We start from the raw sequence: 22,702 nt of genomic DNA on the forward strand, positions 1-22,702 counted from the left end.
GGCCCTCTCCCTGGAAGGGAGAGGGGGAATACTTTTTCTGTTACCCAATACTCTTATGGGGCAAAGAGGATACATCCCTTATTATCCCCTCTCCCCTCTCCCCTCTCCCCGCGGGGAGAGGGCCAGGGTGAGGGGCAATCACGCCCCCGGGCGTTCGTTTATCGCCTGCGGATTACAGGTAATGAACATCGCATCGCCGTAGCTAAAGAAGCGATATTCCGCTTTCACCGCCTCGTGGTAAGCGCGCATTGTGTTTTTATAACCGGCAAACGCGGAGACCAGCATAATCAGCGTAGACTCCGGCAGGTGGAAATTCGTCACCAGCGCGTCGATCACTTTGTACTGATAGCCCGGATAGATAAAGATTTGGGTATCGCCGAAGAACGGCTCGATCAGGTCGTTTTTCGCGGCCTGAGCGGCGCTTTCCAGAGAACGAACCGACGTAGTTCCTACCGCAATAACGCGGTTGCCGCGCGCTTTACAGGCCAGCACTGCGTCCACAACGTCCTGAGGCACTTCGGCATACTCAGAGTGCATGATGTGGTCTTCGATGCTGTCTACGCGCACCGGCTGGAACGTCCCCGCCCCAACGTGCAGCGTGACGAACGCCATATCGACACCTTTATTACGCAGCTTTTCCAGCAGCGGCTCGTCAAAGTGCAGGCCCGCTGTCGGCGCAGCAACCGCTCCTGGCTTTTGGCTATAAACCGTTTGATAAAGCTCGCGATCCGCTTCTTCATCCGGGCGGTCGATGTAAGGCGGCAGCGGCATATGGCCGATGTTATTCAGAATATCCAGCACGGCGCGTTCGTCGTTAAACTCGACTTCAAACAGCGCATCGTGGCGCGCAACCATGGTGGCGTGTACGCTTTCATCATCGCCCAGCAGCAGCTCGGCGCCGGGTTTTGGCGCTTTAGAGGCGCGAATATGTGCCAGAATGCGTTTATCATCCAGCATACGCTCGACCAGCACTTCAATTTTCCCGCCGCTGGCTTTACGGCCAAACAGACGAGCCGGAATAACGCGGGTGTTATTAAACACCAGCAGGTCGCCGGGGTTGAGCTTGTCGAGCAAATCGGTGAAAGTGCCATGCGTCAGTGCGCCCGTCGGCCCGTCAAGTGACAGCAAGCGGCAGCTGCTGCGCTCGGCTTGCGGATAATGAGCAATCAGGGATTCAGGCAGTTCAAAGGAAAAATCAGCAACGCGCATGGTATAGCACTCAGACTTAAAAACAGGCGGCTTAGTCTAGTGGCAGGGGGCTTTCCCTGCAACACGTTTACCCCACTCGGGCCGTTTTAACGCCATAAATGGAATAACTATTCGATGAATTTTCTCGCCCACCTGCATCTGGCGCATCTGGCCCAAAGTTCACTGCTGGGAAATCTGCTGGCGGATTTCGTACGCGGCAGCCCGGATGACAGCTTTTCGCCCGAGGTCGTGGCCGGCATTTATATGCACCGCAGAGTCGATGCTCTGACGGACGGACTGCCGGAAGTCGCCCTCGCCCGCGGCTGGTTCAGCCTGAAGACGCGGCGAGTGTCGCCGATTTCCCTGGATGTCATGTGGGATCACTTCCTGTCGCGTCACTGGCATAAAGTCTGCCCGGATATCGGGCTTGAAGAGTTTGTCGCCTATGCTCGCGGGAAGATTGAGCCCAGGCTTAATGACACGCCGCCGCGTTTCATTAATCTTAATCACTATTTATGGCGCGAACGCTGGCTGGAGCGTTATCAGGATATGGACTTTATTGCTGACGTTCTCAATGGGATAGCGAGCCGTAGACCAAAACTTGATGCCCTGCGAGATTCCTGGCACGATCTCGATACCCATTATGACCAGCTGGAGGACTTGTTCTGGCAGTTCTACCCGCGCATGATGGCAATGGCGAAACAAAAAAGTTTGTGATCGTTCCGGGTTCACGTTAGAACAACTTGCCCTTTTCGAAAAAAGGGCTATCTTGGTTACCGGCATCAACATAAACGCCTTTTTGATAGCCAAAACCTATCTGATTGATTGGCAAGATGCCATTGAGCTACATGGAATGGAGCCCCTATACTCCCCCCGTTGCGTTAACATTCACTTTAACAAAATTAACAGGAGTACATATGGTCCTGGTTACTCGTCCAGCCCCTGACTTTACCGCTGCTGCCGTTCTGGGCAATGGCGAAATCGTTGAAAACTTCAACTTCAAAAAACACACCAACGGTAAAGCCACCGTTGTGTTCTTCTGGCCGATGGACTTCACCTTCGTTTGCCCGTCTGAACTGATCGCGTTCGACAAGCGTTACGAAGAATTCCAGAAACGTGGCGTAGAAGTCGTTGGTGTATCTTTTGACTCCGAGTTCGTCCACAACGCATGGCGTAAAACCCCGGTTGATAAAGGCGGTATCGGCGAAGTGAAATACGCGATGGTTGCTGATATCAAACGTGAAATCCAGCAAGCCTACGGCATCGAACACCCGGAAGCGGGCGTGGCGCTGCGCGGCTCCTTCCTGATCGACAAAGCCGGTATCGTTCGCCACCAGGTTGTGAACGATCTGCCGCTGGGTCGTAACATCGACGAAATGCTGCGTATGGTTGACGCGCTGCAGTTCCACGAAGAGCACGGCGAAGTGTGCCCGGCTCAGTGGGAAAAAGGGAAAGAAGGCATGAACGCGTCTCCGGACGGCGTTGCTAAGTACCTGAGCGAGAACGTTGCTAAGCTGTAATCGCTAAGCACACTCGAAGAAAAGGCCGCGATTGCGGCCTTTTTTTTGTCAGAAGGCGAAGCAGGAACAGCCCATCACGCCCCAGAATGCCGTCTCATCGCCGACGGGAATCGAGGAATTACGCGCCATATCATGTTGATGCCCGTGGACGTTGCAGCTCCCGCAGCACTGATGCACCGATGCCATCATTCCCACTTTTGCCGCAGCGGGCGGCGCGGAGCGGTAATGCCCCGGCACGGTCACCACAGGCGACCAGTCCGGCAGAACGGGAATGGCAGGCGGAGCCAAAGGAGTAAAGGCTCCGGTGGCATAAACCACTTTCCCATCCACCACGGTCATCACCGATTCAATGCCCTTAATGGCCTCTTCCGGCACGCTGAAATAGTCCTGTGACAGCACGACCAGGTCCGCCAGCTGCCCCACCTGAATCCGCCCTTTCTTGCCCTGCTCGTTAGAGAACCAGGCGCTGCCTGCGGTCCATAGCTCAAGGGCGACGTCGCGGGACATACGGTTATTCTCGTCGTACATCTGCATTCCGCCCACTGTGCGCCCGGACACCAGCCAGTAAAGCGCCGTCCACGGGTTGTAGCTGGCCACGCGCGTGGCGTCGGTGCCGAGCCCCACGGGTACGCCGGCCGCGAGCATTTTCGCCACCGGCGGCGTTTGTTTCACCGCCTCAATCCCATAGCGCTCCGCATAGTATTCGCCCTGGAAAGCCATACGGTGCTGAACCGCAATCCCACCGCCCAGCGCCTTAACCCGGTCGATGTTACGTTCGGTAATCGTCTCTGCGTGGTCAAACAGCCAGTGCAGACCGTTGAACGGGATATCGCGATTAACCTTTTCGAACACGTCCAGCATGCGGCTGATGGATTCGTTGTAGGTCGCGTGCAGCCGGAACGGCCAACGGTGTTCCACCAGATGACGCACCACGCGCTCCAGCTCCTGCTCCATGCCGTCCGGCAAATCCGGGCGGGGCTGCAGGAAGTCTTCAAAGTCCGCCGCCGAGAACACCAGCATTTCACCGGCCCCGTTGGCGCGGTAGAAGTCGGTGCCTTGCCCCGGCGTCAGCATGTCGGTCCATTTTTCAAAATCTTCCAGCTCATGCTGAGGGCGCTGGGTAAACAGGTTATAGGCAATGCGCACCGTCATCTGCTTTTTACTGTGCAGCTCGTCGATAACCTGGTAATCCTCAGGGTAGTTCTGGAAACCACCGCCCGCGTCAATCGCGCTGGTCACGCCCAGGCGGTTCAGCTCGCGCATAAACTGCCGCGTTGAGTTCACCTGCATCTCCAGCGGCAGTTTCGGCCCTTTTGCCAGCGTGGAATAAAGGATCATCGCGTTAGGCTTCGCCACCAGCATTCCGGTTGGATTCCCGTTGCCGTCACGGACAATCTCGCCGCCAGGCGGGTTTGGCGTCTCTTTGGTGTAGCCCACCGCTTTCAGCGCGGCGCGGTTGAGCAAGGCTCTGTCATACAGGTGCAGAACGAATACCGGCGTATCGGGCGCGGCCTCGTTAAGTTCTTCGATGGTGGGCATGCGGCGTTCGGCAAACTGGAACTCTGTCCAGCCGCCCACCACGCGAACCCACTGCGGAGACGGCGTGCGCAGCGCCTGTTCTTTTAGCATGCGCAGGGCATCGGCCAGCGAAGGCACGCCTTCCCAGCGCAGCTCAAGGTTGTAGTTCAGCCCGCCGCGAATCAGGTGCAGGTGCGAATCGTTCAGGCCGGGGATCACCGTGTGGCCTTTCAAATCGACGACCTGGCTACCTTCTCCGGCAAAGCTCATCGCATAGGCGGTGCTGCCCGCTGCCAGAATTTTACCGTCTTTAATCGCTACCGCTTCGGCCAGCGGATTCTCTTTATCCAGCGTGTGAAACTGGCCATGAGTTAAAATCAGTGAGGCATGTTGAGACATAATCAGGGACTCCTGAGAAATCATGCTTTTTTTAGCCAACCGGCAAACAGCTTCGTCACCATCGGCATCCAGAGCCAAACCACCAGCGCTACCACGCAGGCATCGTTAAGCAAGTGCCCGGGAAGCGTGCCGCGTAAACCAGGGAACAACATACCCGTCACCCACGGCACAAGGTTGGTGCTGGGGAAGATAACCAGCAGGGTTATCAGGAACTGCTTCCACTGCGGCGGGCGTTTCACCGTGGCGCTTTCCGGGGTAAACCAGAAGGCCGTTTCGGTGTGCACCTGCACTTTGTCATCGTCGGTAAGGGAGGATTTGATCTCTGCCACAAGACGATGGCGTTCAGGGGAGTCAGTCCAGGCATTGAGATGCTCGAGCGTGTCGAAGCGAATCACCACGTTATAGGTGTCGTTCCCGGCCGTGGGGCGGATCACATGCACCCCAAGATGACCGGGGAAACGAGCGGCGGTCGGCATGATCTTTTCCAGCCATTGTTCGTAGCGAGCGGCCTCGCCGGGCCGGATTGCGTGGGTGATCACCAGCGTAACGGTATTGTTGTCGGCCATGCCGCAATTCCTGAGTCAGAATGGGGAGGAAAAACGGAGCGGTGAACCCGCCCCGAGTGTGATCCATCAGGCTTTACGTTCCGGGGCGCCGTGAACCATCGTATAAGCGTAGTCGACGCCCATGCCATAAGCCCCGCTGTGCTCACGAACCAGGTTCATCACCGCGTCGTAAGTTTCTTTGCGTGACCAGTCGCGCTGGTACTCCAGCAGAACCTGCTGCCAGGTCACCGGCACGGCACCAGCCTGCACCATCCGGTCAATGGCGCGCTCGTGGGCATCCACAGAAGTCCCGCCGGACGTGTCGGTCACCACATAGACTTCAAAGCCTTCTTCCAGCGCCATCAGCGCCGGGAAGGTCAGGCACACTTCGGTCCACAGCGCTGAAATAATCAGTTTTTTACGGCCCGTCGCCTTCACCGCCTCAACAAAAGCTTTATCCTCCCAGGAATTCATGGACGTACGCTCAATGGGCTTAATTTCAGGATGAACGGCTAATAATTCAGGCCAGATATAGCCGCTGAAGCTTTTGGTTTCGACGGAGGTATAAATCGTCGGCACCTTAAATATTTTTCCCGCCTTTGCCAGCGCCACGGCGTTATTTTTCAGGGTCTGGCGGTCGATATTCGCCACGCCGAAAGCCATTTGCGGCTGGTGATCGATAAAAATAAGGGCGGAGTTAGTTGGGTCAATCAGTTCACGAATAGACATTTTATTCCCTCAGCTATCAATGAGTTATTAAGGTATCCATCTCTGGATGACGCCTTTATTTTCTGCATACTGCCGCAGGGTTGATAGCCGGAATTTTCTAACGTCTTATTTAATTTTTTGGTGATAGACTTTTGCAAGGACAAAGCCCCGAACGGACCATTACTATGCGCGTGAATTTAGATGTGCTGCTTATTCTTGATGCCTTAGACAAGCACGGCAGTTTTGCCGCCGCCGCTGAATCGCTGTTCAAAACGCCTGCAGCGCTAAGTTATATGGTGCAGAAGCTGGAAAACGATCTCAATATCAAACTGCTGGATCGCTCTGGCCATCGGGCAAAATTCACCGATACCGGCAGGATTGTGCTGGAAAAAGGGCGGATGGTGCTCAGCGCCGCAAAGGATCTGGAAAGCCAGGCTTTACGCTCCACATCCGGCTGGGAAAAAACGCTTACCATTGCGCTGGACGGTTCATTTCCCTTCCACCTGCTGCTGCCGCTGATGGACGAGTTCTACGCTCTCGACCAGCAGACCACGCTTAATTTTACCCACCATACGCTGGCAGGCGCCTGGGAAGAGCTGACCCACAACGGCGCGAACATCATTCTCGGCGCCATTAACGAGCCGCCGACGTCATCCGAGTACGCCTACAAGATGCTGGGCACGCTGGACAACGTGTTTGTTGTCTCCCCCAAACACCCGCTGGCAAAAGCGGAACATATACTTTCCAGCGACGAAGTCTGCCGCTATCGTGCGGCCATCATTGGCGATACGGCGCGTTACTGCCAGACAATCAACACCAATTATATTGAAGAACAAGAACGCGTGGTGGTGTACGACTTCCCCAGCAAGGTCGCGATTCTGGTATCGGGCCTGGCCTGTGGATTTTTACCCCGCCACATTGCTCAGCCACTCCTGAACAGCGGCAAATTGATTGAAAAACCGGTTGTGTCGTTCCGTCAGACGGACGTGGCCTACATCGGCTGGCATAACCGGGGTGAAGGCCTGGCTGCACGCTGGTGGCGTGAAAAGATCATTGAAGGGGATTTGGTCAACGCCCTTTATCAGCGCCCGACGGAGAGCTAAACCTCTCCCCGCCGGGTTGCAGACCTAAAGACTACGCCAGACCGCAGCACTGACGGCAGGCAAGCTCAGCTCGCGGTTATCAAGTGCCGCTTCACCTTCGGTCTGCGCCCAGACCCTGCCGCTCAGCAGGGCATCCCACGGGAGGATGACCTGAACTGCATTGCCGCGGTTGATGGCCACCAGAACACGTTCGTTTTGATAAGCACGCACGAACACGACGACGTCCTGCTCAGCGTAGATGACCCGGCAACCACCGTGACGAAGCGCCCGGCTTTGCTTGCGCAGCTTGCCGAGCCGCTGATAAAGCGCCAGCAGATCTGAATCCTGATCCTGCTTCTTCCACGGGAAAGGCTTGCGGCAGAAAGGATCGTTGTTGCCATCCAGCCCCACCTCATCGCCATAGTAAATACAAGGCACCCCGGGCCAGGCGTACAGCCAGATGACGGCCAGCGGCAGGCGGGCAACATCTTTACCAAGAATCGACTTAAAGCGGGCGGTATCGTGGCTGTCGAGCTGGTTAAACATGCGCAGCTGCTGCTGATGGGAAAGCGCCGAGCGGTACTCTTCCATCCACGCGATACAGGTTTGGGCGTCAATATCCTGCGGCTCGTAAGAGATATCGGTGTTTGCCAAAAATCCCCACAGCGGGAAAGTAAAACCGCGATAGTTCATGGCGGCATCTTCGGCATCGGCCTGCAGCCACTGCCGGGCATCGCCAAAGTGCTCGCCCAGAACGTAAGCATTTTGCCGGGTTTCTTTTGCTGCCCGGGTAATCCCGCTGACGTGCAGCAGATTGTTTTTCGCTCCGCCCGCTTCACCCAGCATATGCACCACGTCCAGCCGCCAGCCGTCGATGCCCCAGGGCTCACGCAGCCAGTGCCGCACAATGCTTTGCTCGCCCCGATAAATTTCATCCACCAGCGTGGCCGAGCGGTAGTCCAGCTTAGGCAGACTGGAATAGCCCAGCCAGTCCAGCGCCAGCCCTTCGTCAGAAAAGCTGTACCAGTCGCGCCAGGGAGACTGCGGGTGATGGCAGGCGCCGTTATCACCGTACTGATGCCTGTCAAACCAGCCGTGCGTATCGCCGCTGTGGTTAAAAACGCCGTCCAGCATCAGCTTCATCCCCTGCCGGCGCGTATTTTCCCTCAGCCGCAGGAAAGCGGCGTTACCGCCAAACTGCTCGTCCACCTGCCGGTAATCCTGAGTGTCGTACTTATGCACGCTGGGCGCGGTAAAAATAGGGTTCAGATAAAGCGCGGTCACGCCGAGCTTTTTCAGGTAAGGCAAGTTTTCGCTGATACCGTCGAGATCGCCGCCGTAAAACGTCGATCCTCCAGCTTCCCCGGTTAAAGGCTCATGCCATTCCCGGCGGACGATATCCCGCCCGGCCGCATGATGGAAATAAACGTTATCCTGTTCCGGATGGCGATTCGATCCTCGAGCAAAACGATCCGGGAAGATCTGATAAAACACCTGATCCTGCACCCAGTCCGGGCCGTCATCCGGCGTATCAAAGGCGAACTGTTCCAGCCGGGCCGGCGGTGTTTTCCGGAAGCCCTGAGGCGTGTACCAGCGCTGCCTGTCCTGCCAGAGAAGCTTGAAGCTATAGCGACGGCGCGGCTGCCCTTCGGCGGTATCGAGGATAGCTTTCCAGGCGACAACGCCTTCAAGGGAAGCCTGTTTCTGGCGCACCATGACCAGAGAAATCTCTTCGTTATCTTTTTCGCCGCGCAGAATCACTTTTTCCGGCAGGTCGTCCCCCGCCAGCCACAGGGTAATGACAAGGCTGCGTTCCCGCTTCTGGATAAACGGCGCCACCGGCAGGTGCCAGGCATTCAACATAGTAACTTTCCCATCGCTTAAAAATGACGCTACCTTGCCACAGCATAAGGCTTTATCACTCATCATTCCGGGTTAATTTGGGGGAGGACAGGAGGGGTGGAGGCGGGAGAAATTATTCCCCTCACCCCGGCCCTCTCCCCAAAGGGGCGAGGGGGATAAAACGAATGAGGGGAACGCTATTTATCCCCTCTCCCGGCCAGAGAGAGGGCAAAAAAACAGAAGCGACGTAGTGGCTGGGTGAAACGTTGGGCGAATAGCGAGGCACGGTTCCGGCTTAAATCGCCTCCGTTTTCTCTCCGACTGGCCAGGGTCCGGCCGTCGGGAACGGCCGGAGGCTGAGAGTGTCGGGAATACATCTCAGCCGACCCAGGACTGGGAGATAAAACGGAGGTCTGCCGCTTTAGCGGTCGATTTATTTCGCCGGGAGTCCGGGGCCTCGGGGGAATGACGGTGATTCCCCCGAGACGTTCACCAGTGCGATGGCTGCATGTAAAATAAGGCTGGAAGTGAACGGAATATCAGCCGTCCCACATGAAAGTTATTTGAGGCTAAGGAACGATGCTCTCCGATGCCTGCGCCTTAACCCGGCGCTTAACAACCCAGCCAATAAGCAGCAGCGCAATCCAGCCGCAGCCCACGTACAGCGAAATACGGGTATCCGGGTGGTAACCAATCAGCCCGATAATAAACACCAGGAACACCAGGCCCACCACGGTCGTCGCTACGCCACCGGGGATCGGGAATTTCAGCGCTTTCGCTTCTTCCGGCGACAGGCGGCGGCGGAAGGCAATCTGCGACAGCAGGATCATAATCCACACCCAAACGGTGGCGAACGTTGCCAGCGACGCAATCACCAGGAAGACGTTTTCCGGCATGATGTAGTTCAGGTAAACCGCCAGCAGCAGCGCGCAGGCCATCACCACAACAGTGACCCACGGAATACCGTTGCGGGAAGTCCTGGCGAAGATTTTAGGCGCGCTACCCTGCTCGGCCATGCCGTGCAGCATGCGGCCCACGCCAAACACATCGCTGTTAATCGCCGAGAGCGAAGCCGTGATAACCACAAAGTTCAGAATGCCGGCTGCAGCGGTAATGCCCATATGCTGGAAGGTCATCACAAACGGGCTGCCTTCGGTGCCCACCTGGTTCCACGGATAGATGGACATGATGACGAACAGCGTGCCCACATAGAACACCAGGATACGCAGCGGCACGGAGTTGATGGCGCGTGGAATGGATTTTTGCGGATCTTTTGCTTCACCTGCGGTGATACCGATAATCTCAATCCCGCCGTAGGCAAACATCACCATCTGCAGAGACATGATCATGCCCAGCCAGCCGTTGCTAAAGAAGCCGCCGTTGCTCCACAGATTATGGATGCCGGTCGCCTGGCCGCCGTTGCCAATCCCCCATACGATAATGCCAATGCCGGCAACGATCATGATGATGATAGTGGCGACTTTAAAGAACGAGAACCAGAACTCCAGCTCGCCGAACACCTTCACGCTCATCAGGTTAATGGCGCAGATAATCAGCACCACGCTCAGCACCCAGACCCAGTGCGGTACAGCCGGGAACCAGATACCCATGTAGATCCCAAACGCGGTCACGTCGGCGATGGCAACAATCAAAATCTCAAAGCAGTACGTCCAGCCGGTAATGTAGCCAGCCAGCGGCCCAAGGTTGTCCTGAGCGTAGCGGGAAAACGAGCTGGCAGCAGGATTGTGCACCGACATTTCGCCCAGCGCGCGCATGATGATATAGGCCGCGACGCCGCCGATGATATACGCCAGTAAAACGCTCGGCCCCGCCATTTTGATGGCGTCCGCCGAACCGTAAAACAGCCCTGTGCCAATCGCCGACCCCAGCGCCATAAATCGAATGTGCCGGGTGCTCAAACCGCGCTTGAGCTTGTTGGTGTTTTCCATGAATCCAGGTTCCACGCTTTACAATAAAAAAACCACGGAGGACGACTCCGTGGTTACTTAGCAATCAAAAACTTAGTGGGCGGCGGAGGTGACCTGGCGCCCTGCCGCTTTGTCCCAGATAGCGGTGATCACAATCATCGCAACGGTCGGCAGCAGCCAGGCAAGTCCCTGATCCGCCAGCGGCAGTTTCGCCGCCCACCCAGGCAGCATGTCGCTGATGGCCGATGCCTTAATGCCGTCAATGATACCAAACAACAGGCTTATCAGCATTGCCGGCGCAATAACGCGGGTGGAGTTGTTCCACCACGGACGGGTGAAGCTCAGCACCACCAGGGCGATACAAGGCGGATAGATTGCCGTCAGCACCGGGATCGAAATCTGAATCAGATGGCTCAGGCCCAGGTTAGACACCACCATCGAGAACAGGCCGAGGATAAACACCAGCGAGCGGTAAGAGAGCGGCAGATACTGACTAAAGAACTCCGCACAGGCGCAGGTCAGGCCAACCGCGGTCACCAGGCAGGCCAGGAAAATCAGCGCCGCGAGGAAGAAGCTCCCGGCTCCGCCGAAGGTATGCGCCACATAGGCGTGCAGAATAGCCGCGCCGTTGGCTTTCTGATCGACCAGATTCGCGCTGTCGGACCCGAGGTGGAACAGTGCCAGGTAGATAATCGTCAGGCCGATACCGGCAATCAGGCCAGCCCAAATCGTGTAGCGGGTCAGCAGGCGAGATTCGGTCACGCCACGAGAGCGCGCGGCATTCACGATAACAATCCCGAACACCAGCGACGCCAGCGTGTCCATCGTCAGGTAGCCGTTCACGAAGCCGTTAGAAAACGCCGCATTCTGATAGGCTTCAGTTGCCGTACTCAAACCACCGGCTGGCCACAGCACCGCCCCGGCCGCCAGGATCAGCAGCGCGATGATTTTCACCGGCGCCAGCACGTGGCCCACGGTATCCAGCAGCTTACCCGGATAAAGAGAAATCCCGATCACCAGCGCGAAGTACACCAGGCTGTAGATAAACAGCGGCATATCGCCCATACCGGTCAGCGGGGCAATCCCCACTTCAAAGGAAACGGTGGTCGTACGAGGCGTGGCAAACAGCGGCCCTACGGCGAGGTAGCAGACCGTCGCCAGCAAAATACCGGCGCGGCGGCCAATCGGCGAACTAAGGCTATCAATACCGCCGCCCACGCGGGCAATCGCCACGATAGTCAGAACGGGTAAACCTACCGCCGTGACCAGGAAGCCAAGCGCCGCCGTCCAGACGTGCTCGCCAGCCTGTAAGCCAACCATAGGAGGGAAAATGATGTTGCCCGCGCCCACAAACAGCGCAAAGGTCATAAAGCCCAGAGCGATGATGTCACGAGATTTCAAATGATAGGTCATAAAATAAAGCAGCCTGTGGATGTGTGGTGTTGAAAATGCTCAAATTTTTAAACCGACGTTCAGTCCAAATAACGTTCGGTAAAAACGCGGTTATTACCGGTAACGACAGCGGAATATGCTTCTCCGGATCGGTGGCGAAGAATAGTTAGTCGAATTACCACTCAATTTCAGTCGGTCTGGTAATAACAGGGGGGCAATTAAAACGCTTATAGCGTTTGAAGACAAGAAGGGATCGGGAAACCAGAAATATATCCTTTAAAAATACGCATAACCAGTGAATAAAGTTGATTATACGCTTTTGTTATGGCTTATCATGCGGACAAAAAAGCATCAATTCGATATTCATCGCTTAACGAGTGGTGAAAATACAAACAAAAAGGCCAGAAAACTGGCCTGTGGAAAGCGTACTTGACGGTTGAGGTTAATTAATGTGCAGCCACCGCTGACTCATGGGCAATCAGGCGCTCTGGCAGAATAAACGAAAACGTCGAGCCCTGCCCCGGCAGGCTTTCGATATCCAGCCGCGCATCATGATGGCTAAGAGCATGCTTGACGATAGCCAGACCAAGCCCGCTGCCCCCAGTCTGCCGGGAGCGCGCTTTGTCTACGCGGTAGAAACGCTCCGTCAGGCGCGGAATGTGCTCGGCGGAGATCCCCGGCCCGGTATCCTTGACGCTAAACGCTACGCCGTGAGGCAGCCGGCGCCAGGTGACCGTAATGTGCGTCCCGGCCGGCGTGTGATTCACCGCGTTATACACCAGGTTAGAGATCGCGCTGCGGAGCTGTTCTTCGTTGCCGTAAACCTGCAGCCCGGGTTCAACGTTAAAAGTGAGCGTTTGCTTCTGCTGGCTCAGCGTCTGCGCCTCACGTTCCACCACGCGCAGCATCAGCGGCACGTCGATTTTCTCATTCATCGACAGCGTGGGCGCGGCTTCAATACGCGACAGCGTTAACAATTGCCTCACCAGCCCTTCCATGCGTGAAGTTTGCTCGCGCATGGTATGCAGCGCTTTATCCCGCAACGGCCCTTCCAGAGCCTGATCCTGCATCATCTCCAGGTAACCCTGTAACACGGTCAGCGGCGTGCGCAGCTCATGACTAACGTTGGCAAAGAAGTTGCGGCGAGCGCCTTCAAGCTGGTGCATCTGCGTGACGTCACGCGCCACCATCAGCCACTGCCCGTCGGCGTAGGGCATCACGCGGAACTCAAGATGGCGGCCATTGTTCAGCACCAGCGTCAGCGGGCGACCAAACTGCTGCTTCGCCACGTATTGCGAGAATTCAGGGTAACGCAGCAGGTTGAGGATATTTTGGCCGCTGTCGTCCGGCCAGCGCAGGCCAAGCAGCTGTTGTGCCAGGCCGTTACACCAAAAAATGGTGCCTTCTTCGGTGGTCAGCACGACGGCATCGGGCAGCGATTCTGCTCCGCTTCGGAAGCGCTTGATCAGGTTGCCTAACTCTTTGCGGCGCTTTTTATTACGCAACTGCATCTGGTGCAGCCCGTACAGCAAAGGCTCCCAGCTTCCCCGCCCGGGCGGCGGGGTCATGCTGCGGTCAACCCACAGCCACCAGGAAAGACGAAGTAAATTCCAGAAATGCCAGCTTAACAGGGCGGTCACTGCCGCCAGTAAAAACCACGGCAGGTGGCCAAAAATCAATCCAAGAATTGCCGCTGGCATACAACAGAGCACCAGCTCCAGTACCAGCCTTTTCCATGACAGCCGTTCCAGCACGCGTCACGCTCCTGTCAGCATATTAAAAACGGGTTGAAAAACGATAACCCGTGCCGCGAACTGTTTGCACCATTTTGTCATGACCACTTGTTTCCAAAGCTTTACGCAGGCGACGAATATGCACGTCTACGGTACGGTCTTCAACGTAAACGTTCGTTCCCCACACGTTATTGAGCAGCTGTTCACGGCTGTAAACGCGCTCCGGGTGAGTCATAAAGAAGTGTAACAGCTTAAATTCAGTTGGCCCCATGTCGAGCGGATCTTCGCCGGTCATCACGCGGTGTGAGGACGGGTCAAGGCTCAGCCCCTGCATCTCAATCACTTCTTCCACCGCCATCGGGGAAATACGGCGCATCACCGCCTTGATACGCGCCACCAGTTCTTTAGGCGAGAACGGCTTAGTGATGTAATCATCGGCACCGACCTCAAGGCCACGCACGCGATCTTCTTCTTCGCCGCGCGCGGTCAACATCATCACCGGGATTTCGCGGGTCAGCGCTTCACGCTTCAGGTGCTTGATAAACTGGATCCCGGAACCGCCTGGCAGCATCCAGTCCAGCAGGATCAGGTCGGGGAAAGGTTCAATCAGCAGGTTAACCGCGCTGTCATAATCTTCCGCCTCTACCGACTGGAAGCCATTTTGCTCGAGCACAAAGCTCACCATTTCACGAATCGGAGCTTCATCTTCTACGACTAAAATGCGTCTCGCCATGATTTACCCTGTTGAAAAGAGACCATCTCTTATTAATTGTGCGCCAGTATGCGTCAGATTTGTGACAGATTTATGAAAAAGATGACGGCCAGATATTTCACCTTTCTGAATTATGACAGCCGCTGATTTTGACTGGCGGTTACGCTGCCAGCTCAATAGCTTATAATCGGTAATTCGCCTCTTTGCCATGGGACAGGTTATGCGCATTCTCCACACATCAGACTGGCACCTCGGCCAAAACTTCTATACCAAAAGCCGGGCTTCTGAACATCAGGCCTTTCTCGACTGGTTGTTAAACGCCGCGGTCGAGCATCAGGTGGATGCGATCCTCGTCGCGGGAGATATCTTTGATACCGGCTCGCCGCCGAGCTACGCCCGTGAAATGTATAACCGTTTTGTCGTGCAGCTGCAGAGCACCGGCTGCCAGCTCGTGGTGCTGGCGGGGAATCACGATTCCGTAGCCACCCTGAATGAATCCCGCGAGCTGCTGGCCTGCCTGAACACCCGCGTCATTGCCAGCGCCCGCCACAGCAAAGACGAACAGGCGCTGCTGCTCAATCAAAAAGACGGCACGCCGGGCGCGATTCTCTGCCCGATTCCTTTCCTGCGTCCTCGCGACATTCAAAGCAGCCAGGCCGGGCTGTCCGGCCATGAAAAACAGCGCTCTTTAATGGAAGCCATCAGCGAACATTACCAGCAATGCTATGCCGCCGCCGTGGCGCTCCGCGGTGACCAGCCGCTGCCGATTATTGCCACCGGGCACCTGACCACGGTAGGTGTCACGAAATCCGATGCGGTACGCGATATCTATATCGGCACGCTGGATGCCTTCCCGGCGCAGCACTTCCCGCCCGCCGACTATATTGCGCTCGGGCACATTCATCGTGCACAAAAAATTGGCGGCACGGAGCACATTCGCTACAGCGGCTCGCCGATTCCGCTGAGCTTCGACGAAACCGGCAAAGCAAAAACCGTTTTTCTGGTGACATTCAACGCCGGAGCGCTAACCAGCGTCGAGCCTCTGGAAGTCCCTGTCAGCCAGCCGCTGGCCATTGTGAAAGGGTCGCTGCGTGACATCGAGCAGCAGCTAGAGCAGTGGCGAAACGCGCCTGCTGAACCCAAAGTCTGGCTGGATATCGAAATTGCCACCGACGAATACCTGCACGATATGCAGCGACAGGTACAGGCGCTCACCGACGATTTACCGGTCGAAGTTGTCCTGCTGCGCCGCAGCCGCGAACAGCGCGAACGGGCGATCGCCAGCCAGCATAAAGAGACGCTGAGCGAGTTAAGCGTTGAGGAGGTCTTTGAGCGGCGGCTAAGCCAGGAAGAAAACAGCGAGGAGCGCGCCGCCAGGCTAAGAACGCTGTTTGCCCAAACCCTTTCAGATTTGCACCAGCAGGAGGAACAGGCATGAAAATCCTCAGCCTGCGGTTAAAAAACATTAACTCCCTGAAAGGCGAGTGGAAAATTGATTTCACCCAGGAGCCTTTCGCCAGCAACGGGCTGTTTGCCATCACCGGCCCCACGGGCGCGGGCAAAACCACCCTGCTGGATGCCATTTGCCTTGCGCTGTACCACAAAACACCGCGTCTCAACACCGTGTCACAATCGCAAAATGACCTGATGACCCGGGACACGGCGGAATGCCTGGCCGAAGTCGAGTTTGAGGTAAAAGGCACGGGCTACCGCGCTTTCTGGAGCCAGAATCGCGCCCGTAACGCGGCAAACGGCAATCTTCAGGCGCCGCGCGTGGAGCTGGCCCAAATCAACGACGGCAAAATCCTCGCGGATAAAATCAAAGACAAGCTGGAGATCATCGCCTCTCTCACAGGGCTGGACTACGACCGCTTCACCCGCTCAATGATGCTCTCCCAGGGGCAGTTCGCCGCCTTTTTAAACGCCGATGCCAACGACCGCGCCTCGCTGCTTGAAGAGCTGACCGGCACGGAGATTTACGGCACCGTTTCCGCCGCGGTGTTTGAAAATCATAAGCAAATCAAAAGCCGCCTTGAAAACCTGCTGGCTCAGGCTTCCGGCGTCGCGCTATTAACCACAGAGCAGCAACAACAGCTTACAGAGAGTTTGCAGGCGCTCACTCAGGAAGAGAAAAAGCTTTCCGTGGAGCACCAACAGCAGCAGCAACACCAGCAATGGCTCGCTCAGCTAACCCGGCTTTCTGCCGATAAAGTCCAAAAACAGCAGGCGCTGGACGGCGCCAGTCAGGCGCTCAAGGACGCAGAGCCAGTGCTGGCGAAACTCACCCGAGCCCTGCCCGCTGAAAAACTTCGCCCTGACTGGCAGCGGCTGCAGGAAAAGCAGCAGTCGCTGAAGCAAAACAGCGAGGCGGCGGAAAAAGTGAATACCCGCTTACAGCAGCTTTCCGTTCGCCGACAGCAAACCCGGATGCTGGCAGCCGAACAGGCTCAGCGGCTGAAGAGTGAAGCCCGGCAGGTCGAAGACTGGCTCGCGGCAAATGACCGCTACAGGCTGTGGTCAGCCGAACTCACGGGCTGGCGCATGGCGTTCACGCAGCAGCGGCGCGACGAAAAACAGCTTACAGAGCTAACGCAGGCGCTTGAAGCCAGTCGGAAAAAGCTGCAGGCGCTGCCTGAGCCAACGCTCAGCCTTTCGCCTGATGAAGTGAGCGCTCATTTACAGCGAATGCTGAAAACCCGGCCTGCCCGCCAGCTGCTGGCCACTTTGCAGCCGCAGTTTGCCGCGCTGGAGAAACGTAAATCCGAGCAGCAGCGCGAGCTTGCCGAGCTGGATAAACAGATTGCCGAGCGTGACGTTGAACTGGGGCAAAAGCGCCAGCAGTACAAAGACAAACGTCAGCACGAAGCGGATCTGGAAAAAGTCGTCGAGCAGGAAAAGCGCATCCAAAGCCTTGAAGCCGAGCGCGCGCGCCTGCAGCCTGATTCGCCGTGCCCGCTTTGCGGCTCAACCCAGCACCCGGCTGTAGAAGCGTATAAGACTCTCGAACCCGGGGAGAACCAACAGCGCCTTGCCGCTCTTAAGCAAGAAGTGGCTAAGCTCGCAGAGCTTGGCTTTGCCCTTAAAGGCCAGCTGGATACCCAGCGCCAGCAGCGCGAAAAACTGGTGCAGGCCAGCACCGCCATTGAGGCAGAAAAAACGTTGCTCTCGGCCCGCTGGCAGCAGCAGTGTGCAGAACTGGCTATCGCTTTAACGCCTCAGGACGATCTCAGCGCTTGGCTTGACGATCAGGAACAGCGCGAGCTGATGCTGCGCCAGCTTGGCGAGCGTCAGGCGCTGGAGGCGCAATACCAGCGCGACGGTCAGCAGCATGAAAAGCTGAACGCAGACTTTGTGGCGCTGCGCACTTCGCTACAAACGGCGCTGGAACAGGCTGGCCTTCAGCGGCCTGAGTCGGGCGAAGAACAAACCTGGCTGGAGGCACGCCAAAAAGAATCTCAGCAATGGCTGCACCAGCAGGACAAGCTGCCGCAGCTTCGCCAGCAGCTCTCCGCTCTCGAGATGTTGCTCTCGACCTTCGCGGACGATGGCTCCACCCCGCTGCCGCTGGATGAACACGAGCATCAGGCTGCTCTGCAAAACTGGCAGGCATTGCATAACGATTGCAACCTCCTTGAAGGGCAGCGCCAGTCCCTGCAACAACAGCTGAAGCAAAGCGAAGAAGAAAGCACGGCGGCGCAAACGCAGTTCAGGAATGCGCTTTCGGCCAGCCAGTTCAGCGATGAGGCCGATTTCCGCAGCGCCCTGCTGGAAGAGCCAGAGCGCCTTGAACTGGAACAGCGTCAACAGCTGCTGGAGCGCCAGCATCAGCAGCAGGTCACTCTGCTGAAACAGGCGGAAAGTGCGCTGACCCAGCACGTATCGGCGCGGCCAGAAAATCTGCATGACGAAATAGACCTTAGCGCGCTGGAGACACAAATTTCAGCGCTTGGCCTCCAGCTGCGTGAGAATGCCTCACAGCAAGGTCAAATCCTCCAGCAGCTACGCCACGACGAGGAAAACCGGGTTCGCCAGCAAACGCTGATGCAGGAAATAAAAGCCTGTGAAGCGCAGGCAGAAGACTGGGGCTACCTCAACGCGCTTATCGGCTCCAAAGAAGGGGATAAATTCCGCAAATTTGCACAAGGTCTGACGCTGGATAACCTCGTCTGGCTGGCAAACAATCAGCTCAATCGCCTGCACGGGCGCTACCTGCTGCAGCGCAAAGACAGCGAAGCGCTTGAATTACAGGTGGTCGATACCTGGCAGGCCGATGCGGTACGCGACACCCGCACGCTTTCCGGCGGCGAAAGCTTCCTGGTAAGCCTGGCGCTGGCGCTGGCGTTATCCGACCTGGTCAGCCATAAAACCCGCATTGACTCTCTGTTCCTGGATGAAGGTTTTGGCACCCTGGACGCACAGACGCTGGATACCGCACTCGACGCCCTGGATACGCTGAACGCCAGCGGCAAAACCATCGGCGTTATCAGCCACGTTGAGGCGATGAAAGAGCGGATCCCGGTGCAGATTAAGGTGAAGAAGATTAACGGGCTAGGTGTAAGTCGCCTGGATAAGGCTTTCGCGGTGGAGTGATCCTTGCCAGGCTCTCACCAAAGGGAAGGCTCTTTAAGTCACAAGTACGCTTATGAAGGAACGGTTAAGGTTCCGTTCACTTCCAGTTCGGTTTCATATGTCACCACCGCATCGGTGAACGTCTCAGGGGAATCACCGTCATTCCCCTGAGAACCCGGACTCCCGGCGAAATAAATCGACCGCGTGAGCGGCAGACCTCCGTTTTATCTCCCAGTCCTGGGTCGGCTGAGATGCGTTCCCGACGCTCTCAGCCTCCGGCCAGTCGGAGAGAAAACGCAGGCGATTTAAGCCGGAACCGTGTTTCGCTTTAAACCCGGTACTAACTTCAACTACGCTGTCGCTTCTGGTTTTTCAACTCCCCCTACTCCTCTCCCAGAGGCATAGGGAATAAACCACATTTCCGGCATCTGTTTTCCCCCTCTCCCCCACGGGGAGAGGGCCGGGGTGAGGGGGGAATTTACTTCTCTATCGGCCACAGCCACGCCGCACCGCGAACGCCGCTGGAATCCCCGTGCACCGCTTTGCGAACAGGCGTTTCACACTCGCCGCCAAACACCCACGGTTTAATCAGCTGCGGCACCGTCCGGTATAAACGCTCCACGTTACTCATCCCGCCGCCCAGCACGATCACGTCCGGATCAAGAATGTTGACGATATGCGCCAGCGACTTCGCGAGACGCATCTCATAGCGGCTGATAGCCAGCTCCGCCAGCGGATCCTGCTGCTCTGCCAGGCTGATGATTTCGTGCCCTTTCAGCGTTTTTCCGCTCAGACGCTGATAGTCCGTGCCAAATCCGGTGCCGGAAATAAAGGTCTCAATGCAGCCCTGCTTACCGCAGTAGCAAGGCACTTCTTCCCGAAAACGCAGTTCATCTTCATCCATCCACGGCAGCGGGTTATGTCCCCACTCGCCCGCGGTGCCGTTGCCGCCGATCAGGCTCCGGCCATTGATCGCCACGCCCGCGCCGCAGCCGGTACCGATGATCACCGCAAAGACAATCGGCGCCCCTGCTGCTGCGCCATCGATAGCTTCCGACACCGCCAGGCAGTTAGCATCGTTCGCCAGCCTGACCTCACGTTTAAGCGCCAGGCTGAGATCCTTGTCAAACGGCTGCCCGTTCAGCCAGGTTGAGTTCGCATTTTTCACCACTCGGGTATAAGGGGAGATCGATCCCGGGATCCCAAGCCCTACCGTACCGGTCTCGCCCGTGGCTTCTTCCGCCAGCCGCACCAGCTCAACAATGTTTTTGATGGTGGCCTGGTAGTCGTTTTTTGGCGTGGGCAAACGGTGGCGATAAAGTTGTTTACCGTCGTCTGCCAGCGCGATCACTTCTGTTTTAGTCCCACCGAGATCGATACCTATGCGCACAAGAACTTCCTCATTTGGTGATAATTATCAACTACCTAAAATGCAGGCCAAGCAAAGACAATGAAACGAGGCCGTCAATTCGTTATCATGCCCGCTGCGTTTAACTGACAACCTGGGACAGAATCATGCTGTGGTTTAAAAATTTAATGGTTTACCGTTTAAGCCGTGACATCACGCTGACGGCGGATGCAATGGAAAAACAGTTAGCCGCCTTCACCTTCACCCCTTGCGGCAGCCAGGACATGGCCAAAACCGGCTGGGTGTCGCCGATGGGCTCGCACAGCGATGCATTAACCCATGTTGCCAACGGCCAGATTGTGATTTGCGCCCGTAAAGAAGAAAAAATTCTGCCCGCTCCGGTCATCAAACAGGCTCTTGAAGCCAAAATCAATAAGCTCGAAGCGGAACAGGCCCGCAAGCTGAAGAAGACCGAGAAAGATTCCCTCAAAGACGAAGTGCTGCACTCCCTGCTGCCGCGCGCTTTCAGCCGCTTTAGCCAGACTATGATGTGGATAGACACCGTCAACGGCCTGATCATGGTTGACTGCGCCAGCGCCAAAAAAGCGGAAGATACGCTGGCCCTGCTGCGTAAAAGCCTGGGTTCTCTGCCGGTGGTCCCGCTGGCGCTGGAAAACCCTATCGAACTGACGCTGACCGAGTGGGTACGTTCAGGGGATGTTCCGGCAGGCTTTGCGCTGATGGACGAAGCTGAGCTCAAGGCAATCCTTGAAGGCGGCGGCGTGATCCGCTGCAAGCAGCAAGAGCTGGTATGCGATGAAATCGCCGCGCACATTGAAACCGGTAAAGTGGTCACCAAGCTGGCGCTGGACTGGCAGGAGCGTATTCAGTTCGTGCTGGCGGACGATGGCTCTGTCAAACGCCTGAAGTTTGCCGATATCCTGCGCGAACAGAACGACGATATCGACCGGGAAGATTTTGGCGGGCGTTTTGACGCCGATTTTATTCTGATGACCGGCGAGCTGTCGGCGCTGATTACCAATCTGGTGGAAGCTCTCGGCGGAGAAGCTCAGCGTTAATCGCTGCGGCTGACGCATAAAAAAGCCCCTCGCGATGAAACGAGGGGCCTGAAACTCAGTTATTTATCGGCCAGGTAGCGGCAAAGATAGGACGTTGGCTCGGCAACCTGCAGATGAAACTCGCTGTGGCCAGGAACGTTAAAGACTTCGCCCGCAGCATAGGTTTTCCACTCTGTTTCCCCCGGCAGCAAAACGTGCAGTGCGCCACTCACTACGGTCATCTCTTCCGGCTGGGCGGTCCCGAAGGTGTATTCCCCCTCCGCCATCACTCCAACGCTCGCACGGCCAGTGCTGCTGCTGGTAAAACCGATGGATTTTACTTTACCGGAGAAGTACTCGTTACTCTGAAGCATGGACAGGCCCTTTATCGACATTAGTAAAAAAACCACTATAGAGGCCAACTCTCCGGCCTGTCACGCAAATTGTTAATTCCGTTCAGATAAGCAATTCCGCGGCTAATCTGGCCACCAGCACGTTGGACAACAGCACCGGCACATCCAGCTGCTTTTGCAGTAAATCCCGGTGTTTTTGATGGTAGCCAAGGCAGTCCAGGACCAGAACATCCGCCCCCTCAGCCATCAGTTTTTTCCCCGCCTCCAAGAGATCGTTTTCACTGCCGTGTATCGGGTTCGCGAGCGCGTATAGCGGCGGACGGGTCAGCTTGCGCCACTTCAGCTCCTGAAACTTAATCATTTCGGCTACCGGCAGAATGATCCCCACCTGATGCCCATCGACAATCGACGCCACCAGCGGAGGAATAATACGCTCAGGCTCGAGCAGGATGGCATTGCGGGCGCTCAACCCCGTCAGCGGCATCGTGCTCATCAGCAGGATAACTTCGTAGGCCTGGTTATCCAGCTGTTCGATGATGCCCTGCATCGCAATGGAGATTTTGTCCCGCCCGACTGACGTAATGGTGTTATCCGCCAGGAGCGTGAGCAGCGTTTCTTCGCCGGGGGAAGGGGAAAATTGACGGCGAATCTCATCGGGGGAGAGGTTGCCCAGCAGGCTAACCTGGGAGATTTGTTGTTCAGAGATATGTTCAGTTAAAAAAGGTAAAACCTCACTGACTGATACTTTGCCGACGGTGAGAATGGCTACAGTTGGTTTCATGCTTCGCTCCGCTATTACTCAGTTAC

At 56.5% G+C, this 22,702-nt stretch carries 18 protein-coding genes; 6 read left to right on the plus strand and 12 right to left on the minus strand.

What is annotated here, in order from left to right:
• Positions 1–138 precede the first annotated feature (138 nt).
• A complete protein-coding gene (gene queA, locus F3J29_RS12305; protein WP_166866390.1) occupies positions 139–1,209 on the minus strand; it encodes a tRNA preQ1(34) S-adenosylmethionine ribosyltransferase-isomerase QueA in 1,071 nt (356 codons plus the stop codon).
• 114 nt (positions 1,210–1,323) lie between these two features.
• Here queA and acpH point away from each other — a divergent pair, with 114 nt between their 5' ends.
• Positions 1,324–1,905 carry an ACP phosphodiesterase gene (gene acpH, locus F3J29_RS12310; protein WP_166866392.1) on the plus strand — a complete coding sequence of 194 codons (582 nt, stop codon included), beginning with the start codon at positions 1,324–1,326 and terminating at the stop codon, positions 1,903–1,905.
• Positions 1,906–2,105: 200 nt separating this feature from the next.
• Positions 2,106–2,708 (plus strand): peroxiredoxin C, encoded by a 603-nt coding sequence (locus tag F3J29_RS12315; protein WP_008454530.1) that lies wholly within the window; start codon positions 2,106–2,108, stop codon positions 2,706–2,708.
• A 48-nt stretch (positions 2,709–2,756) separates the two neighbouring features.
• Here the strand turns inward: F3J29_RS12315 and F3J29_RS12320 are convergent, their stop codons facing one another.
• From F3J29_RS12320 to F3J29_RS12330, 3 genes are all read right to left on the minus strand, one after another.
• Positions 2,757–4,625: an amidohydrolase gene (locus F3J29_RS12320; RefSeq protein ID WP_166866394.1), complete on the minus strand. Its 1,869-nt coding sequence runs from the start codon at positions 4,623–4,625 to the stop codon at positions 2,757–2,759.
• 20 nt (positions 4,626–4,645) lie between these two features.
• A complete protein-coding gene (locus tag F3J29_RS12325) occupies positions 4,646–5,191 on the minus strand; it encodes an antibiotic biosynthesis monooxygenase (RefSeq protein WP_166866396.1) in 546 nt (181 codons plus the stop codon).
• A gap of 66 nt (positions 5,192–5,257) precedes the next feature.
• On the minus strand, positions 5,258–5,899 hold the full coding sequence (locus tag F3J29_RS12330; RefSeq protein WP_166866398.1) for a hydrolase: 642 nt from the start codon (positions 5,897–5,899) through the stop codon (positions 5,258–5,260).
• Between the two features lie 164 nt (positions 5,900–6,063).
• Between F3J29_RS12330 and F3J29_RS12335 the strand changes: the two genes are divergently transcribed.
• Positions 6,064–6,981, plus strand: coding sequence for a LysR family transcriptional regulator (locus tag F3J29_RS12335; RefSeq protein WP_166866399.1), 918 nt, complete (start codon positions 6,064–6,066; stop codon positions 6,979–6,981).
• A gap of 24 nt (positions 6,982–7,005) precedes the next feature.
• On the opposite strand, the gene malZ is transcribed toward F3J29_RS12335, so the two are convergent.
• From malZ to phoB, 5 genes are all read right to left on the minus strand, one after another.
• Entirely contained in the window at positions 7,006–8,823 is a 1,818-nt protein-coding gene (malZ, locus tag F3J29_RS12340) for a maltodextrin glucosidase (RefSeq protein WP_166866401.1), read from the minus strand.
• A 548-nt stretch (positions 8,824–9,371) separates the two neighbouring features.
• Positions 9,372–10,751 carry a proline-specific permease ProY gene (gene proY / locus F3J29_RS12345; protein ID WP_166866403.1) on the minus strand — a complete coding sequence of 460 codons (1,380 nt, stop codon included), beginning with the start codon at positions 10,749–10,751 and terminating at the stop codon, positions 9,372–9,374.
• 72 nt (positions 10,752–10,823) lie between these two features.
• Positions 10,824–12,143 (minus strand): branched-chain amino acid transporter carrier protein BrnQ, encoded by a 1,320-nt coding sequence (gene brnQ, locus F3J29_RS12350; RefSeq protein ID WP_166866405.1) that lies wholly within the window; start codon positions 12,141–12,143, stop codon positions 10,824–10,826.
• Between the two features lie 425 nt (positions 12,144–12,568).
• On the minus strand, positions 12,569–13,876 hold the full coding sequence (gene phoR, locus F3J29_RS12355) for a phosphate regulon sensor histidine kinase PhoR (RefSeq protein WP_166866407.1): 1,308 nt from the start codon (positions 13,874–13,876) through the stop codon (positions 12,569–12,571).
• 22 nt (positions 13,877–13,898) lie between these two features.
• Positions 13,899–14,588, minus strand: coding sequence for a phosphate response regulator transcription factor PhoB (phoB, locus tag F3J29_RS12360; protein WP_008454506.1), 690 nt, complete (start codon positions 14,586–14,588; stop codon positions 13,899–13,901).
• Positions 14,589–14,787: 199 nt separating this feature from the next.
• Here phoB and sbcD point away from each other — a divergent pair, with 199 nt between their 5' ends.
• Together sbcD and sbcC are read left to right on the plus strand one after the other, a co-directional pair.
• Positions 14,788–16,005, plus strand: a complete 1,218-nt coding sequence (gene sbcD / locus F3J29_RS12365; protein WP_166866409.1) for an exonuclease subunit SbcD — start codon at positions 14,788–14,790, stop codon at positions 16,003–16,005.
• Positions 16,002–19,157: an exonuclease subunit SbcC gene (gene sbcC, locus F3J29_RS12370; RefSeq protein WP_166866410.1), complete on the plus strand. Its 3,156-nt coding sequence runs from the start codon at positions 16,002–16,004 to the stop codon at positions 19,155–19,157. The genes sbcD and sbcC overlap by 4 nt, the downstream gene beginning before the upstream one ends.
• 457 nt (positions 19,158–19,614) lie before the next feature.
• On the opposite strand, the gene mak is transcribed toward sbcC, so the two are convergent.
• The gene (mak, locus tag F3J29_RS12375) at positions 19,615–20,526 is read right to left on the minus strand and encodes a fructokinase (RefSeq protein ID WP_166866412.1); all 912 of its coding nucleotides are present in this window, start codon (positions 20,524–20,526) and stop codon (positions 19,615–19,617) included.
• Between the two features lie 125 nt (positions 20,527–20,651).
• Here mak and rdgC point away from each other — a divergent pair, with 125 nt between their 5' ends.
• The gene (gene rdgC, locus F3J29_RS12380; RefSeq protein ID WP_008454497.1) at positions 20,652–21,563 is read left to right on the plus strand and encodes a recombination-associated protein RdgC; all 912 of its coding nucleotides are present in this window, start codon (positions 20,652–20,654) and stop codon (positions 21,561–21,563) included.
• Positions 21,564–21,622: 59 nt separating this feature from the next.
• Here the strand turns inward: rdgC and ppnP are convergent, their stop codons facing one another.
• Together ppnP and F3J29_RS12390 are read right to left on the minus strand one after the other, a co-directional pair.
• The gene (gene ppnP, locus F3J29_RS12385) at positions 21,623–21,916 is read right to left on the minus strand and encodes a pyrimidine/purine nucleoside phosphorylase (RefSeq protein WP_008454495.1); all 294 of its coding nucleotides are present in this window, start codon (positions 21,914–21,916) and stop codon (positions 21,623–21,625) included.
• Positions 21,917–21,998: 82 nt separating this feature from the next.
• The gene (locus tag F3J29_RS12390; protein ID WP_166866413.1) at positions 21,999–22,676 is read right to left on the minus strand and encodes an AroM family protein; all 678 of its coding nucleotides are present in this window, start codon (positions 22,674–22,676) and stop codon (positions 21,999–22,001) included.
• Between the last annotated feature and the right edge of the window lie 26 nt (positions 22,677–22,702).

Source organism: Enterobacter sp. Cy-643, from assembly GCF_011752815.1.
Taxonomy (GTDB): domain Bacteria; phylum Pseudomonadota; class Gammaproteobacteria; order Enterobacterales; family Enterobacteriaceae; genus Cedecea.

Excerpts from the sequence above, each read along its gene's own strand:
- queA (WP_166866390.1), bottom strand. The coding sequence starts at position 1,209 with ATGCGCGTTGCTGATTTTTCCTTTGAACTGCCTGAATCCCTGATTGCT.
- acpH (WP_166866392.1), top strand. The coding sequence starts at position 1,324 with ATGAATTTTCTCGCCCACCTGCATCTGGCGCATCTGGCCCAAAGTTCA.
- F3J29_RS12315 (WP_008454530.1), top strand. The coding sequence starts at position 2,106 with ATGGTCCTGGTTACTCGTCCAGCCCCTGACTTTACCGCTGCTGCCGTT.
- F3J29_RS12320 (WP_166866394.1), bottom strand. The coding sequence starts at position 4,625 with ATGTCTCAACATGCCTCACTGATTTTAACTCATGGCCAGTTTCACACG.
- F3J29_RS12325 (WP_166866396.1), bottom strand. The coding sequence starts at position 5,191 with ATGGCCGACAACAATACCGTTACGCTGGTGATCACCCACGCAATCCGG.
- F3J29_RS12330 (WP_166866398.1), bottom strand. The coding sequence starts at position 5,899 with ATGTCTATTCGTGAACTGATTGACCCAACTAACTCCGCCCTTATTTTT.
- F3J29_RS12335 (WP_166866399.1), top strand. The coding sequence starts at position 6,064 with ATGCGCGTGAATTTAGATGTGCTGCTTATTCTTGATGCCTTAGACAAG.
- malZ (WP_166866401.1), bottom strand. The coding sequence starts at position 8,823 with ATGTTGAATGCCTGGCACCTGCCGGTGGCGCCGTTTATCCAGAAGCGG.
- proY (WP_166866403.1), bottom strand. The coding sequence starts at position 10,751 with ATGGAAAACACCAACAAGCTCAAGCGCGGTTTGAGCACCCGGCACATT.
- brnQ (WP_166866405.1), bottom strand. The coding sequence starts at position 12,143 with ATGACCTATCATTTGAAATCTCGTGACATCATCGCTCTGGGCTTTATG.
- phoB (WP_008454506.1), bottom strand. The coding sequence starts at position 14,588 with ATGGCGAGACGCATTTTAGTCGTAGAAGATGAAGCTCCGATTCGTGAA.
- sbcD (WP_166866409.1), top strand. The coding sequence starts at position 14,788 with ATGCGCATTCTCCACACATCAGACTGGCACCTCGGCCAAAACTTCTAT.
- sbcC (WP_166866410.1), top strand. The coding sequence starts at position 16,002 with ATGAAAATCCTCAGCCTGCGGTTAAAAAACATTAACTCCCTGAAAGGC.
- rdgC (WP_008454497.1), top strand. The coding sequence starts at position 20,652 with ATGCTGTGGTTTAAAAATTTAATGGTTTACCGTTTAAGCCGTGACATC.
- ppnP (WP_008454495.1), bottom strand. The coding sequence starts at position 21,916 with ATGCTTCAGAGTAACGAGTACTTCTCCGGTAAAGTAAAATCCATCGGT.
- F3J29_RS12390 (WP_166866413.1), bottom strand. The coding sequence starts at position 22,676 with ATGAAACCAACTGTAGCCATTCTCACCGTCGGCAAAGTATCAGTCAGT.